The organism is Streptomyces sp. V2I9, assembly GCF_030817475.1.
Classification (GTDB): Bacteria; Actinomycetota; Actinomycetes; order Streptomycetales; family Streptomycetaceae; genus Streptomyces.
The window spans coordinates 5,931,259-5,943,531 of sequence record NZ_JAUSZJ010000002.1; the positions used below are offsets into that span (position 1 = coordinate 5,931,259).

At 73.4% G+C, this 12,273-nt stretch carries 11 protein-coding genes; 5 read left to right on the forward strand and 6 right to left on the reverse strand.

Annotated features, from left to right (window positions below):
• Positions 1 to 23: 23 nt before the first annotated feature.
• Both QFZ71_RS25845 and QFZ71_RS25850 read left to right on the forward strand, forming a co-directional pair.
• A complete protein-coding gene (locus QFZ71_RS25845; RefSeq protein ID WP_307670550.1) occupies positions 24 to 1,166 on the forward strand; it encodes an XdhC family protein in 1,143 nt (380 codons plus the stop codon).
• A 64-nt stretch (positions 1,167 to 1,230) separates the two neighbouring features.
• Positions 1,231 to 1,902 (forward strand): hypothetical protein, encoded by a 672-nt coding sequence (locus QFZ71_RS25850; protein WP_307670551.1) that lies wholly within the window; start codon positions 1,231 to 1,233, stop codon positions 1,900 to 1,902.
• Between the two features lie 75 nt (positions 1,903 to 1,977).
• Here QFZ71_RS25850 and QFZ71_RS25855 read toward each other — a convergent pair whose 3' ends face one another.
• The 3 genes from QFZ71_RS25855 to QFZ71_RS25865 all read right to left on the reverse strand — a co-directional run bounded on the left by QFZ71_RS25855 (position 1,978) and on the right by QFZ71_RS25865 (position 5,110).
• Positions 1,978 to 3,531, reverse strand: coding sequence for a peptidoglycan-binding protein (locus tag QFZ71_RS25855; RefSeq protein WP_307670552.1), 1,554 nt, complete (start codon positions 3,529 to 3,531; stop codon positions 1,978 to 1,980).
• Positions 3,532 to 3,786: 255 nt separating this feature from the next.
• Complete coding sequence (locus QFZ71_RS25860) at positions 3,787 to 4,518, reverse strand: nitroreductase family protein (protein WP_307670553.1); 732 nt, start codon at positions 4,516 to 4,518, stop codon at positions 3,787 to 3,789.
• Between the two features lie 145 nt (positions 4,519 to 4,663).
• On the reverse strand, positions 4,664 to 5,110 hold the full coding sequence (locus tag QFZ71_RS25865; protein WP_307670554.1) for a nitroreductase family deazaflavin-dependent oxidoreductase: 447 nt from the start codon (positions 5,108 to 5,110) through the stop codon (positions 4,664 to 4,666).
• Positions 5,111 to 5,388: 278 nt separating this feature from the next.
• On the opposite strand from QFZ71_RS25865, the gene QFZ71_RS25870 reads away from it, so the two are divergent.
• The 3 genes from QFZ71_RS25870 to QFZ71_RS25880 are packed head-to-tail and all read left to right on the forward strand — an operon-like array spanning position 5,389 to position 7,841.
• Positions 5,389 to 5,655 carry an acyl carrier protein gene (locus QFZ71_RS25870; RefSeq protein WP_307671587.1) on the forward strand — a complete coding sequence of 89 codons (267 nt, stop codon included), beginning with the start codon at positions 5,389 to 5,391 and terminating at the stop codon, positions 5,653 to 5,655.
• Positions 5,652 to 6,914 carry a beta-ketoacyl synthase gene (locus tag QFZ71_RS25875; RefSeq protein ID WP_307670555.1) on the forward strand — a complete coding sequence of 421 codons (1,263 nt, stop codon included), beginning with the start codon at positions 5,652 to 5,654 and terminating at the stop codon, positions 6,912 to 6,914. Before QFZ71_RS25870 ends, QFZ71_RS25875 begins: the two co-directional genes overlap by 4 nt.
• 27 nt (positions 6,915 to 6,941) lie before the next feature.
• Positions 6,942 to 7,841, forward strand: a complete 900-nt coding sequence (locus tag QFZ71_RS25880; RefSeq protein WP_307670556.1) for an alpha/beta fold hydrolase — start codon at positions 6,942 to 6,944, stop codon at positions 7,839 to 7,841.
• A 111-nt stretch (positions 7,842 to 7,952) separates the two neighbouring features.
• Here the strand turns inward: QFZ71_RS25880 and QFZ71_RS25885 are convergent, their stop codons facing one another.
• From QFZ71_RS25885 to QFZ71_RS25895, 3 genes are all read right to left on the reverse strand, one after another.
• Positions 7,953 to 10,370: an endonuclease/exonuclease/phosphatase family protein gene (locus QFZ71_RS25885; RefSeq protein WP_307670557.1), complete on the reverse strand. Its 2,418-nt coding sequence runs from the start codon at positions 10,368 to 10,370 to the stop codon at positions 7,953 to 7,955.
• Between the two features lie 195 nt (positions 10,371 to 10,565).
• Complete coding sequence (locus QFZ71_RS25890; RefSeq protein WP_307671588.1) at positions 10,566 to 11,645, reverse strand: glycoside hydrolase family 5 protein; 1,080 nt, start codon at positions 11,643 to 11,645, stop codon at positions 10,566 to 10,568.
• Positions 11,646 to 11,822: 177 nt separating this feature from the next.
• A complete protein-coding gene (locus QFZ71_RS25895) occupies positions 11,823 to 12,218 on the reverse strand; it encodes a VOC family protein (RefSeq protein WP_307670558.1) in 396 nt (131 codons plus the stop codon).
• Positions 12,219 to 12,273 lie beyond the last annotated feature (55 nt).

A 12,273-nucleotide genomic window follows, 5' to 3' on the forward strand; every position in this document is an offset into this window, starting at 1 on the left:
TTCACCTTCCGAGGAGACACGCCATGCTGGACATCGCCGAAGAGCTGCACCGGTGGGTCTCGCAGGGACGCGAGTTCGCCGTCGCCACCGTGGTGGCGGTCGGCGGCAGCGCGCCCCGGCAGCCCGGCGCCGCGCTCGCCGTCGACAGTGACGGCACGGCCGTCGGATCGGTCTCCGGCGGCTGCGTGGAGGGGGCGGTGTACGAGCTGTGCCGGCAGGCGCTCGACGACGGGCGATCCGTCCGCGAACGGTTCGGCTACAGCGACGAGGACGCCTTCGCGGTCGGCCTGACCTGCGGCGGCGTCATCGACATCCTGGTGACACCGCTGCGGGCGGACGATCCCGCCCGCCCGGTGTTCGCCGCCGCGCTCGCGGCCGCCGCCGAGGGGACGGCGGCCGCCCTGGCCCGGGTCACGGACGGACCGGAGGAACTGCTCGGCCTGCCGCTCCTGGTCCGCCCCGACGGGAGCCACGAGGGCGGGCTCGGCGGCCACCCGGCGCTCGACCGCACCGCCGCCGCCGAGACCCGCGCCCTGCTCGACGCCGGGCGCACCGGACCGCTCGCCATCGGCGCGGAGGGCTCCCGCTGCGGCCGGCCGGTCGAGCTGCTGGTCGAGTCCAGCGTGCCGCCGCCCCGCATGATCGTCTTCGGCGCCATCGACTTCGCGTCCGCCCTCGTCCGGGCCGGGAAGTTCCTCGGCTACCGGGTCACCGTCTGCGACGCCCGCCCGGTCTTCGCCACCGCGGCCCGCTTCCCCGAGGCCGACGAGGTCGTCGTCGACTGGCCCCACCGCTACCTCGCCGGGACCGAGACCGACTCCCGCACGGTGCTCTGCGTCCTCACCCACGACGCCAAGTTCGACGTACCCCTCCTGGAGGCCGCCCTGCGCCTCCCGGTCGCCTACGTCGGAGCGATGGGCTCGCGCCGTACCCACCGGGAGCGGGAGGACCGGCTGCGTGAGGTCGGCCTCACGGACCGCGAACTGGCCCGGCTGCACTCCCCGATCGGCCTCGACCTCGGCGCCCGTACGCCCGAGGAGACGGCCCTGTCCATCGCCGCCGAGATCGTCGCGGTCCGGCGCGGCGGCAGCGGCGTGCCGCTCACCGGGGCCCACACCCCCATCCACCACGACGGCGGCGGGCAACTCCTCACGTCCGTGGCCTGATCCGCCCCCGCCGGGGCACGGGACCAGGTGCGGGGCATGCCCGGCGGTGCGGTTGGATGAGCGTATGAGCGTTCACGACGTGGCCCGCAGGCTGCCGGACATATCCACCCTCTCCGACCGCTGCCGCTCCCTGGCGATGCTCGACGCGATCCTGTGCGCGGAGTGGGCCGACCGCTGGCACGGGTTCGACGCGCGGTGGTCGCCGACCGAGGCGCTGGCGTCGATGCGGGACGGCTCGGGCGGGGAATACTCCGTGGTCTTCTCCGCCGCCGGGGCCTACGCGCGCGGCTTCGACCACGAGTCCCCGATGAGCCCGTACGGGGACGACGCCCCCTGGCCCGGCGTGCTCGACGAGGTGCCCGCCGTGTTCCGCCGGTACGCGGACGAGCCGTCGTTCTGCGACGAGTCCGGCGTGCCCGTCGTCACCGCCTGCCTCTGGCGCGAGAGCGGCGACGACCGCTGGCGGGCGGGGCCCGTCGAGTTCCCGGAGGAGGGGGAGGACTCCGACGGCGCGCACTGGCTCTTCCAGCTCCTCGTCACGGGAACCCCCGAGTCGTACCAGGAGTGGGCCGAGGACCACTTCGAGACCTCCCTCGACCTCGAAGCCGTGCGGCACGTCTACGCGCTGCGACCGCTCACCGCCGAGGTGGTCGCCGCGCTCAACCCGGAACGGGTCCCCGCCGAACTGGCCGGGGACATCGAGGAGATCGGGTACCCGGCCGGCGCGGGGGAGTGACGCGCCGGGCGGCCCCGGCGCGTCGCCGGCGGCCCGGACGGCCCCGCAGCGCTGCGGGGCCGTCCGGGCCCGTGCTCACTGCCCGCTCTGCAACGCCCCCCAGGTGGCCGGGCCCACCTTGCCGTCGATGGTGAGCTTGCGGCTGGTCTGGTAGCTGCGCACCGCCGTCTCCGTGGCCGGCCCGAAGCTGCCGTCCGCGTTCACCGTGGTGCCGAGCGCCGCCGTCAGCGCCCGCTGGAGCCGCTTCACCGCGTCGCCCGACGCTCCCTTCACCAGGGCCGGGGTCGTCCCGGCGGACAGCAGGGCCGTCCAGGTCTTCGGGCCGACCGTGCCGTCGGCCACCAGCGAACGGGCCCGCTGGAACGCCTGCACCGCGCTCGTGGTGGTGGGCCCGAAGCTGCCGTCCACCGCGCCCGCCTCGTACCCCTGCGCGTTGAGCAGCGTCTGCACCGCCTTGACCTGCGGGCCGGTGGAGCCGGACTTCTGCGTCGTGTACGCGGAGAAGGTCAGGCCGTCGCCGCCGGGGGCCGGGTCGCCGTCGATCAGCTGCATGTAGTGGTTCCAGTCCCAGTTGGGGCCGGGGTCCGTGTGGGTGGCGCCGGGGGCCTCGCTGTGCCCGATGATGTGCGACCGGTTCTTCGGGATGTTGTAGCGCGCCGCGAGGTGCTTGGTCAGGGCGGCGGAGGAGCGGTACATCGCCTCCGTGTACCAGGCCGGGTTGTCGACGTAGCCCTCGTGCTCGATGCCGACCGAGGAGGAGTTGGTGGAGCCGGCGTGCCAGGCGGTGTCCTTCTCCCGGACGGACTGGGTCACCTCGCCGTCCGACGAACGGATCGTGTAGTGCGCGCTGACCTGCGAGGCCGGGTTCTGGTACCAGCTGATGGAACCGGCGTACGACCCCTGGGTGGTGTGGATGACCACCTTGTCGACGGCGGCCTTGCGCCCGACGACGTAGTTCCCGGAGTACGCGGGCACCCAGAGCGCCGAGGGGTAGTCCGTGCTGAGGGCGTGCGCGCCGGACGCCGCCGACTCGCCCTTGTCCGGATCGACCGGACGGGACGGCACGAGCACCTCCTCGCCGCCGGACACCGTCACGGAGACGCCCTGGGCGAGGAACGTGTACACCGCGTCCGCGTAGAGGACGGCGGCCGTTCCCTCGGCGGCGCTGTAGCGGGCCACCGCCGGGTACCAGTCGTCCACGTCCCGGCGCTCGGCGGCGTCCAGGCCCAGCGCGTCGGCGTGGTCGCGCAGGACGGCCGCCCCGCCGAGGATGTTGGCCGCGGTGTCCCGGCGCAGCTTCGCCGTGCTCTCGCCGGTCAGTTCGGCGGCCTTCTCCAGGGAGTGGTTGGCCGGGTTGCTCGCCAGGTGCATCACGCCGTAGCCGTTGGCCTGGCTGGGCGTGCCCGCGTGTCCGTCGAGACGGGACTCGCCGTAGCCTACGGCGGCCAGCAGGTCGCGCGGTACGCCGTACTCGCGGGCCGCCTCCGCGAAGGCGCGGTTCAGCGGGTCGGCCCCGTCCGCGTGCGGGGCGGCGGCCGCCGGGTGCCCGGTTGCGAGGAGGGCGGCGGCGGTGAGGGCCGCCACGGCGCAGGCGCGGGCCCGGCTCCGGGCGACGATGCGTTGGGGCATGAGGGCTCCTGCTCGGTGGAGGGGGTGGGGGGGAGGTGCGGCGAAGAGAAGACCCTCGGGTCCGAGGTGGGACCGGAGGGACGCCGAACACGGTCAGGCTATCGAGATGAGCAGGGCATGACAATGAGTGACTGGGGTGTTGGGAGTGGCAACATCCTGCAAAACATGGGGAGTTGACGGAAGCGGTGCGTCTGTCGGGTGACGTCGAGCGTCACCCGACAGGGGAGGCGGCCGCGGTTGACGCGCGGCCGGGCGCTACCAGCGGTCGCGGTGGATGACGTCCGCCACCGGGCGTCGCCGGACGGGGCCGAAGTTGCCACCGGGCCACCCCACGGGGACGGCCGCGAAGGTGCCCATGTCCTCCGGAATGCCCAGCTCCCGCTTCCACTCCTGCTCCAGCATCAGGTGCCAGATGGTGATGTTCGCCGCGAGCCCGAGCCCGCGGGCCGCGAGCAGCAGGTTCTGCACGCCCGGATAGACGCACGAGCCCTCCGCCAGCGCCTGGAAGCGCGTCTGCGTCTCCATCATGTGCTGCGTTCCCTCGGGGCCGAGGGCCCGCGCCGACGCGGCGAGGCCCTCCTCGTCCAGGCGCGGTGCCGGGAACCGGTAGCACGGGATGATCAGCACCGGGGTGTCGGCGAAGTGGTCGCGCTGGTGCTCGATCGCCGCGACCATCCGCCCGTACGCCGCTTCGTCCATGCCCACGGGGGCGTACTTCCCGGTCGTCGCCAGATACGCGTCGACGCACCGCTTCCAGAGCGGGGCGAGCCGCGCCATCACCTGGCGATCGGTCACCACCACGTACTCGTAACACTGCATGTTGCCGCCGCTGGGCCCCCAGACGGCTGCCTGTACCAGCTGCTCGACCGTCTCGTCCGGCACCGGGTCCGGCTTGAGGCGGCGCATGGCGCGCATCGTGGACATGGTGTCGAAGAGGGCGGGTCCGCCGAGGGCGGACGGGTCGGGACGAACCGTTTCCATGGTCATGATCGCGGAGTTTACGGCGCGGAGCGGTGCGCCAGAAGGGCTGTCGGCGGACTTGTCCGAGGCATATGCGGCAGTGGGCCGCCCCCGAGCCGCCGCCCCAGCTTCACCACCGCTCGGGTCCGCCGCCGCCCCGGCGGCCTCCGTCTCAGCGCCGCGTCAGCCGGACGACCGGGATGTCCCGCTCGGTGCCCGCCTGGTACTCCCCGTAGCGCGGGAACAGCTCCACCAGCCCCGGCCAGACCCGTGCCTTCTCCCCGGCCGGGAGCGTCGCCGCGACGGCCCCGAACCGCTCGGTGTTCACGCGCAGTTCGACCTCCGGGTGGGCCTGGAGGTTCAGGTACCACAGCGGCGGCCGGTCCGAGCCCCCGTTGGACGCCACGATCAGGTGGTCCTCGCCGTCCCGCCCGTACATCAGCACCGTGCGCCGTACCGTGCCGCTGCGCCGCCCCACGTAATCCATCAGCAGGCAGGGGACGCCGAGCTGGGTGGTGCCCTCCGTGCCGCCGGAGGACTCGTAGAGCTCGGCCTGGCGGGCGACCCATGCGGAGGGGCTCGGGGCGGCCTCGGCGGTGCCGTCCTGCTCGGCTGTCATGGGCGTCTCCTTCGGTCCTGCCGTCCGGTACGGCTGCGCCTCCATCCTGGCACCCGCCCGTCACCCCGTATTCGTACACCTGCGCAGAACTCCCTTCGCACGGGGGAACGGGGGCCGGGAACGCGCCCGCGAAGGCGTATAAAGGGTCCCTCCGGAGCAGCCGGCGTCCCCCGATGGCCCCTCCCTCACCTCCCCTCACCACGCGGCAGGCGTCACCGCGTCACCGAGCCCAGGAGAGCCGCATGAGCACCTCGGAAGAGATCGGCACGTCGGAAGCGATGAGCGAGTCCGAGACCGGCACGTCCGTGGAGACCGGTACGTCGGCAGAGATCCGCACGCTGCTGGTGACGAAGTTCGGTACCGATCCCGACGCCATCCGCCCCGACGTACCGCTGCACCGGCTGCGCCTGGACTCCCTCGCGCTGGAGGAGCTGCGGCTGCACATCGAGGACCGGCTGGACGTGGACCTGGAGGACACCGCGCTGACCTCGCGCGACACCGTCGGCCGCCTCGTCGAGGTCGTCCACGCGAAGGTCTCCGCGTGAGCGCGGCCGCCGGGCCCTACCGCCGACCCCCGCTCGCCCCGTACGCCGCCGCCGTCACCGGCGTCGGCCTGGTCACCGCGGCCGGCACGGGAACGGACGCCGCCTGGCACGGTGTCACCGAGCGCCTCGTGCCCTCCGCCGGGCCCCGGCCCGAACTGGACGGCCTGCCCTGCGACTTCTTCTACTCCGTCACCGACTGCGATCCGGGAGCGATCCTCGGAGTGGCCGCCCAGCGGCTGATGGACCGCTTCGCCCAGCTCGCCGTCATCGCCGCCCGTGAGGCCGTCGCGGACGCCGGTCTCGACCCGTCCGTCTGGGACAGCGGCCGGGTCGGCGTCGTCATCGGCTCCGCCCACGGCGGGCTCCCCTTCTACGACGAGCAGCAGGCCGCCCTCGCCGCACGCGGCCCCCGCCGGGTCTCCCCCAAACTCGCCCCGCTCAGCGTCGTCAACGGCGCGGCCAGCAGCGTCAGTCTCGACCTCGGCGTCCACGGACCCAGCCAGGCCGTCTCCACCGCCTGCTCCTCCGGCACCGTCGCGATCGGCACCGCCCACCAGTTGCTCCGCTCCGGGGCCTGCGACATCGTCATCGCGGGCGGCGCGGAGTCCACCTGCACCCGGCTCCTGATCGCCAGCGCGTGCAGCCTCAAGGCCGTCTCCACCCGCCGCGAGGACCCCGCCGCCGCCTGCCGGCCCTTCGACACCCACCGCGACGGCTTCGTCGTCGGGGAAGGGGCCGGGCTCCTCGTCCTGGAACACCCGGACCACGCCCGCGCCCGCGGCGCCACCGTCCGCGCCCACGTCGGCGGATACGGAGCCACCAGCGACGCGCTCTCCGCCGTCGCCCCCGATCCGGACGGCCTCGGCATCGAGCGGGCCCTGCGCACCGCGCTCGCGGACGCCGGCCTCTCCCCGTCCGACGTCGGGCACGTCAACGCGCACGGGACCTCGACGCTCTCCAACGACCTGATCGAGGCGACCATGCTGCGCCGGGTCCTCGGTGAGAGCCCCCTGGTGACGTCCACCAAGGCGATGACCGGCCACACGCTCGGCGCGGCCGGCGGCATCGAGACCGCGCTCACCGTGCTCGCCCTCCAGCGCCAACTGGTCCCGCCGACCGTCAACCTGGACGCCCCCGACCCGGCGATCCCGATCGACGTGGTCGCCAAGGAGGCCAGGACGGCCGCCTTCGACTGCGCCGTCAAGACCTCGCTCGGCTTCGGCGGCCACAACGCGGCGCTCGTCCTCACCAGGGCCTGACGGAACAGAAGGGAACGCGGCCTACCCATGCCCGAGGAGATCATCCGACCCCTGTCGGCCGACGGGGTGCGCTTCAGCTACCGCGTCCTGCCGCACTCCGGGCCCCGCGGCGTCCCCGCCACCGAGCCGACGCTCATTCTCGGCGGCGCGCTCCAGGGCATGTTCGGCTGGCCCCAGATGGACGACCACCTGGGCCCCTCCGCCGACGTGGTCACCGCCGACCTGCCCGGCATGGGCAGCGCCGACCCCCTGCCGGCCGGGCCCAGCGCCGACCTGCTGCGCCGCGCCGTCCTCGCCATCGCGGACGACCTCGGCGCCCCCCGGCTCAACGTGTTCGGCTTCTCCTACGGCACCGCCATCGCGTTCGGATTCGCCCGCCGCCACCCCGAGCGGGTCGCGCGCCTGGCGCTCGGGGGCGTACCGGTCCACATCGACGCGGCCCAGGTCGCCTGCTGGGAGCGGGCCCGGCGGCAGCTCGCCGCCGGGGACCGCGAGGGGTTCGCCGCGACGGCGGCCGACGCGCTGATGTGCCTGGACGCCGAACGCCCGGTACACCGCAGGGAGTTGGCCCGACGCTATGTGCGACGCTCGTTCCTGCACGCGCTCACCCACTCGCCGCACGCGGCGGACTCCCTCCACCGGGCGCTGGCCGACCGGCCCGACTTCTCCGGCGGACTCACCGGAGTGCCGGCGCTGGTCTTCGCCGGGGAGCACGACACGGTGACTTCGCCCGCCCGGCAGCGGGAGTTCGCCGCGACCATCGAGGGCAGCCGCTTCCTCACGATCGAGGAGTCCGACCACTGGGTGGTCCTGGAGCGGGCCGAGGAAGTGGCCTCACTCGTCGCCGAGTTCTTCACCGGGCGGGAACCGGCGGCCGGGCCGGTCGTGCTGCCGCGCCAGGCGGGCGCGCGGGTGGAAAGGCGCTGAGCCGGGCCGGGCGGGGCGGGACCGGGGCAAGCCCGCCCGGCCCGCTCCTGTCCTGCCGCCGGGCCGGGCGGGGCGGACCCGCGTACCGGTCCGTCCCGCCCGGCCGGTGCTCTACCGCGACCAGGGCCAGGGGCCGCCGACCTTGATCCGCACGACCTGCGGGTCGTGGTCGCTCGCCTGGTCGGCGAACTCGGCGTTGATGTGCACCACGTCGTAGTCGAGGCGGCGGACGCCGGGGCTCGTCAGGATGTGGTCCAGCGTCTGCGAGTTGCCGTCGAAGACGTAGCTGTACCGCTCGGCCTCGGGCAGCGTGGTGATCAGCGGCTTCAGCGCCCGGTCCTCGGTCAGCGCCTTCATCGTCGGGGAGAACTCGAAGTCGTTGAAGTCACCGAGCGCGACGACGTGCGCCGACTTGTCGGCCTTCAGCAGCGAGGCGACGAAGGTGTTCACCTCGGCGGCCTGCTGGATCCGCTTCGTCTCCGAGGAACGCGTCGGCTCCTGGTAGCGGCCGTGCAGCGGCTGGTCGCCGCCCTTGGACACGAAGTGGTTGCCGATGACGAAGACCGGCCTGCCCCGGAAGACGAACTCGCCCACCAGCGGCTTGCGGCTGTCCGCCCACGCCGGGCTCGCCGGGTTGATCCGGCCCGGGGACGCGGAGAGCCTGACGCCCTTCCAGCTGTCGACGGCCCGCACCGGCGTGGTGGCGTCGCCGCCCGCGCGGTCGGTGAAGGAGACCCGCTCCGGGTTGTAGAGGAAGACGTTGCGGATGTTGCCGCCGGGCTCGCCGCCGTCCTTGTTGTTCTCGGGAGCGATGTAGCGCCAGGCGTAGCGCGGTCCGCCCCGGGCGACGATCGCGTCCGTGAACCGCTTCAGCGTCGCCTCGGAGCCGGTCGTGCCGTCGTTCACCGCGCCGTTGTCGTCCTGGATCTCCTCCAGCGAGACGATGTCGGGGGAGGACAGGTTGACCGCGACGCCCTCGGCCAGGGTGTCGAACTTGGTCTGGTCGTCGCGCGCGTCGAGGTTCTCCACGTTGTACGTGGCGACCGCCAGCTCGTTCTTCTTCTGCTTGCGGGTCACCTCGCGCCGCAGCCCGCTGTCGACGAGCGTGCCCAGCTCGGTGGCCTGGACGTTGTAGCCGCCGTAGCTCGCGTAGTCGAGGACGCCGGTGGTGCGGCCCTTCAGCACGTCTCCGACGTTCGCCGTCGGGACCGGCCGGGCCGGGTCGAGCGACAGCACCTTGAGGCGGCCGGTGTTCTGGTCCTCGTACGAGGCGTAGAGCGTGCCGCCGCGCCGGGTCGGGTTCTCGCCGGGCTTGACCGTCACCCAGATCTCGTCGTACGCCGTCGTCGCGCCGGTCACCCGCGTGTCGGCGAACGTGACGCGGGAGCCCTCCAGCGCCTCGTACAGGTCAAGGGCGTACCGGGCCGGGTCCAGGGGCAGCGCGTCGATCGCCCCGCCGTCCGCCGAGGGCACGTAGCGGCCGGGCACCGAGGCGGAGTCGAGGACGATCGCGTCCGGCAGCGCGTTGCCGGAGGAGAGCACGGTGGTGCGGGGGGCGGTGATCTGGGTGAGCGACTGGGTGCCGGTGCCCGGGTAGTACTCCGCGACCTTGCCGCTGACCAGGACGGAGTCCCCGGCCTTCACGGCGGGCGCGGCCGAGCCGGTGTAGACGAACAGGCCCTCGCCCGTGCGCGGGTCGCCGTCCGGGGCGGTGTCCTGGATCCAGAAGCCGCGCGACCCGCTGGTCCGTACGCCGGTGACGACGCCCGGCACGCCGGTCACCGCCGTGCCGGCGAGCGGGGAGAGGCGGGTGGTGCCCTGGATGTCGTGGACGCGGACGTCGCCGGGCTCGGTCGGGCCGGGCTCCTGCGGCGGCTGCCCGCCGCCGGACGTCTCGCCCTTCGTGTTGAACGGCGTCGGGGCACCCGCGGCGAGGTCGGCGGCGTTGTCGTCGGTGTCGGCGAGCGAGGCCGCGCGGGCGACGGAGGCGGTGGCCGATGCGCCGGGCACCGGGCCGCTGCCCTCCCGGACGACCGCGGAGCCGTAGCCGACCAGGTCCACGATCCGGGTGTCGGCCGCGCAGTCCGCCGCGGTCCTGCAGGTGAGCGGGGTCGTCCCGGAGACCAGGGCGACGGTGCCGCTGCCCGCCGCCATGGCGACCGTGCCGGTGGCGTCCGCGGTGGGCAGGGCCACGGTGCCGCCGGTGCCCGCGGCCTGGGCGACCAGGTAGCGCCCGCCGGGGGCGATCGACCCGGTGAGCTCGGAGACCTGCCACTGCGATCCGGCCGAGGGGCTGCCCGGCAGGTACTGGACGCTGAGGCCGGCCACCTCGAAGGGCGCCGAACCGGCGTTGGCCAGCTCGACGAAGTCGCGGGTGAGCGTCGCGCCGGAGTTGCCCCCGCCGCCGTACACCTCGGAGATGACGGCGGCGGCGGACGGGGCCGCGTGCGCGGCGGGCAGGGCGGTCACCGCGAGCGCGGCGGCGACGGCTCCGGTCAGCAGGACGGAACCGGATCTGTATATCTGCACGGGAGGTGCCCCCAACTGAGTAGTAGGGGCAAAAACTATGCGCGTAGAACAGAGTATGACAAGGCGTGGAAGGTAAATTCCGGGCGTACTGCGGGTGGCACCACGGCAACGCGCCCGGCGCGGCCCCCGCGGGAGGGGGCGCGCGCCGGGCGCGTCACGAGGCTTCCGGCCCCGCCGGGGCCGACCGCGACCGGGTCACTGGCGGATGCGCTCGCGGATCCAGACCCCGGCCTCCTTGAGCACCCCGGTGCCCGTCCAGGTGGAGCCGTCACAGGTGCCGGTCTTGAAGACGGCGCCGGAGCGGTGGTCGTCGGAGTAGTTCCAGTTGGTCCAGGAGATCTTCTTGCGCTTCATCAGGTCGAGGTAGCGCTGCGACATGGTGAAGTCGTTGGCCCCCTCGCCCGCGTAGTTCTGCGTGCCGAACTCGGTGACGAACACCGGCAGCTTGTCGGAGGCCCGGTCGAGCGTGCTCAGGTACTCGTCGCGGTGCGAGGCCGCGTAGAAGTGGAAGGTGTACATGATGTTCGAGGCGCGGACGGGGTTGTTCACGACCTCCGACTCGTCGGAGCCCTCGGACACCCCGAACGACGACCAGGCGCGCGTCCCGACCAGCGCGACCGCGTCGGGGTCCTGGGCCCGGATCACCGGGATGATCTTCTCGGCGTACGACTTGATGGCCGACCAGCTGACCCCGGAGGGCTCGTTGGCGATCTCGTAGAGCACGCCGGGATGGTTCTTGTACTTCTTCGCCATCGCCGTGAAGAAGGTCTTCGCCCGCGACAGGTTCGCGTTCGGGTCGCCCGGGTCGAGCATGTGCCAGTCGATCACCGCGTACATGCCGCGCGCGTGGGCCGCGTCGACGAACTTCTGCGCGCGGGCGGTGAATCCGGCCGGGTCGGTCTCGTACCCGTCCTCCTGTACGTAGGTGGAGACGCGCAGCACGTCGGCCCGCCAGTCCTTGGCGAGGGCGTCGAGCGAGCCGCCGGTGACGCACTGGGCGTACCACTGGGTGCCGTGCGTGCTCATCCCGTTCAGGGCCACCGCCTCGCCGGAGGCGTTGCAGAGCCGGCGGCCGCAGACGGAGAGCTGGCCGTTGGCGGCGAGCGGGGTGGCGGCGGTGGGAGCGGCGGGGGCCGGAGCGGCGCCCGCCCGGACGGGAGCCATGAGCGCGGTGGCGACACCGAGTGCGGACGCGGCGATCAGGGCCTTGCGCGCCAGGCGGCGGCGGCCGGTCGTGGACGCGGAGCCGGTGGGGGGAATGGTGCGCTGGTGCATGGTGGTGCTCCCTTCGGAGGGGGTGGGAGGCGCCATGTCGGCAGGATCGAAAGTAAGGGTTCCTTCCAATTGCCGTCAACGGTGTTGGGAAACTTTCCTGTCTATTAACGCGTGTGGCGGAAGGGCCCGTTGGGACCCTTCCGTCACACGCCCCTCCCGGTCGTCCGGCGGTTCCGCTCAGCCCCGCGGCAGCGGGTGGACCGCCAGGGTGAACGAGTGGCCCGCCGGGTCCGCGTACGTCCGTACGTCGCGCGGCCCGTTGTTGCCGTCCCCGGTGTCGACGGGCCGGGCCCCGAGGGATATCGCCTCCCGCTCCGCCTCGTCGATGTCCTCGCGGGCCACCAGGATCCGCAGATGCGCCTGCTGCGAGTCCTCCGGGCGGGGCCAGCTCGGCGGCGCGTAGCCGTGGTCGCGGCGGATCGCCAGCCGGACACCGTCGTTGCCGACGATCTCGACGAAATCGGGGTCGCTGCCGATGCGGGTCTCCGCGCCGAGGAAACCGGCGTAGAACTCGGCCAGTTCCACGGGCTCGGCACAGTCGAGGACGAGGACGCTCGTTTTCTCCACAGTCATGCGGGAACGCCTACCCCCGTCGGGGACGCGCACGCCGCACCGGACCGGGGCCGGA

What these genes read in the sequence shown, in the direction of transcription:
- QFZ71_RS25880 (WP_307670556.1), top strand. Translation starts at nt 6,942, where the DNA reads ATGCCCGAGGAGATCATCCGACCCCTGTCGGCCGACGGGGTGCGCTTC.
- QFZ71_RS25845 (WP_307670550.1), top strand. Translation starts at nt 24, where the DNA reads ATGCTGGACATCGCCGAAGAGCTGCACCGGTGGGTCTCGCAGGGACGC.
- QFZ71_RS25855 (WP_307670552.1), bottom strand. Translation starts at nt 3,531, where the DNA reads ATGCCCCAACGCATCGTCGCCCGGAGCCGGGCCCGCGCCTGCGCCGTG.
- QFZ71_RS25870 (WP_307671587.1), top strand. Translation starts at nt 5,389, where the DNA reads ATGAGCGAGTCCGAGACCGGCACGTCCGTGGAGACCGGTACGTCGGCA.
- QFZ71_RS25895 (WP_307670558.1), bottom strand. Translation starts at nt 12,218, where the DNA reads ATGACTGTGGAGAAAACGAGCGTCCTCGTCCTCGACTGTGCCGAGCCC.
- QFZ71_RS25890 (WP_307671588.1), bottom strand. Translation starts at nt 11,645, where the DNA reads ATGCACCAGCGCACCATTCCCCCCACCGGCTCCGCGTCCACGACCGGC.
- QFZ71_RS25850 (WP_307670551.1), top strand. Translation starts at nt 1,231, where the DNA reads ATGAGCGTTCACGACGTGGCCCGCAGGCTGCCGGACATATCCACCCTC.
- QFZ71_RS25865 (WP_307670554.1), bottom strand. Translation starts at nt 5,110, where the DNA reads ATGACAGCCGAGCAGGACGGCACCGCCGAGGCCGCCCCGAGCCCCTCC.
- QFZ71_RS25860 (WP_307670553.1), bottom strand. Translation starts at nt 4,518, where the DNA reads ATGACCATGGAAACGGTTCGTCCCGACCCGTCCGCCCTCGGCGGACCC.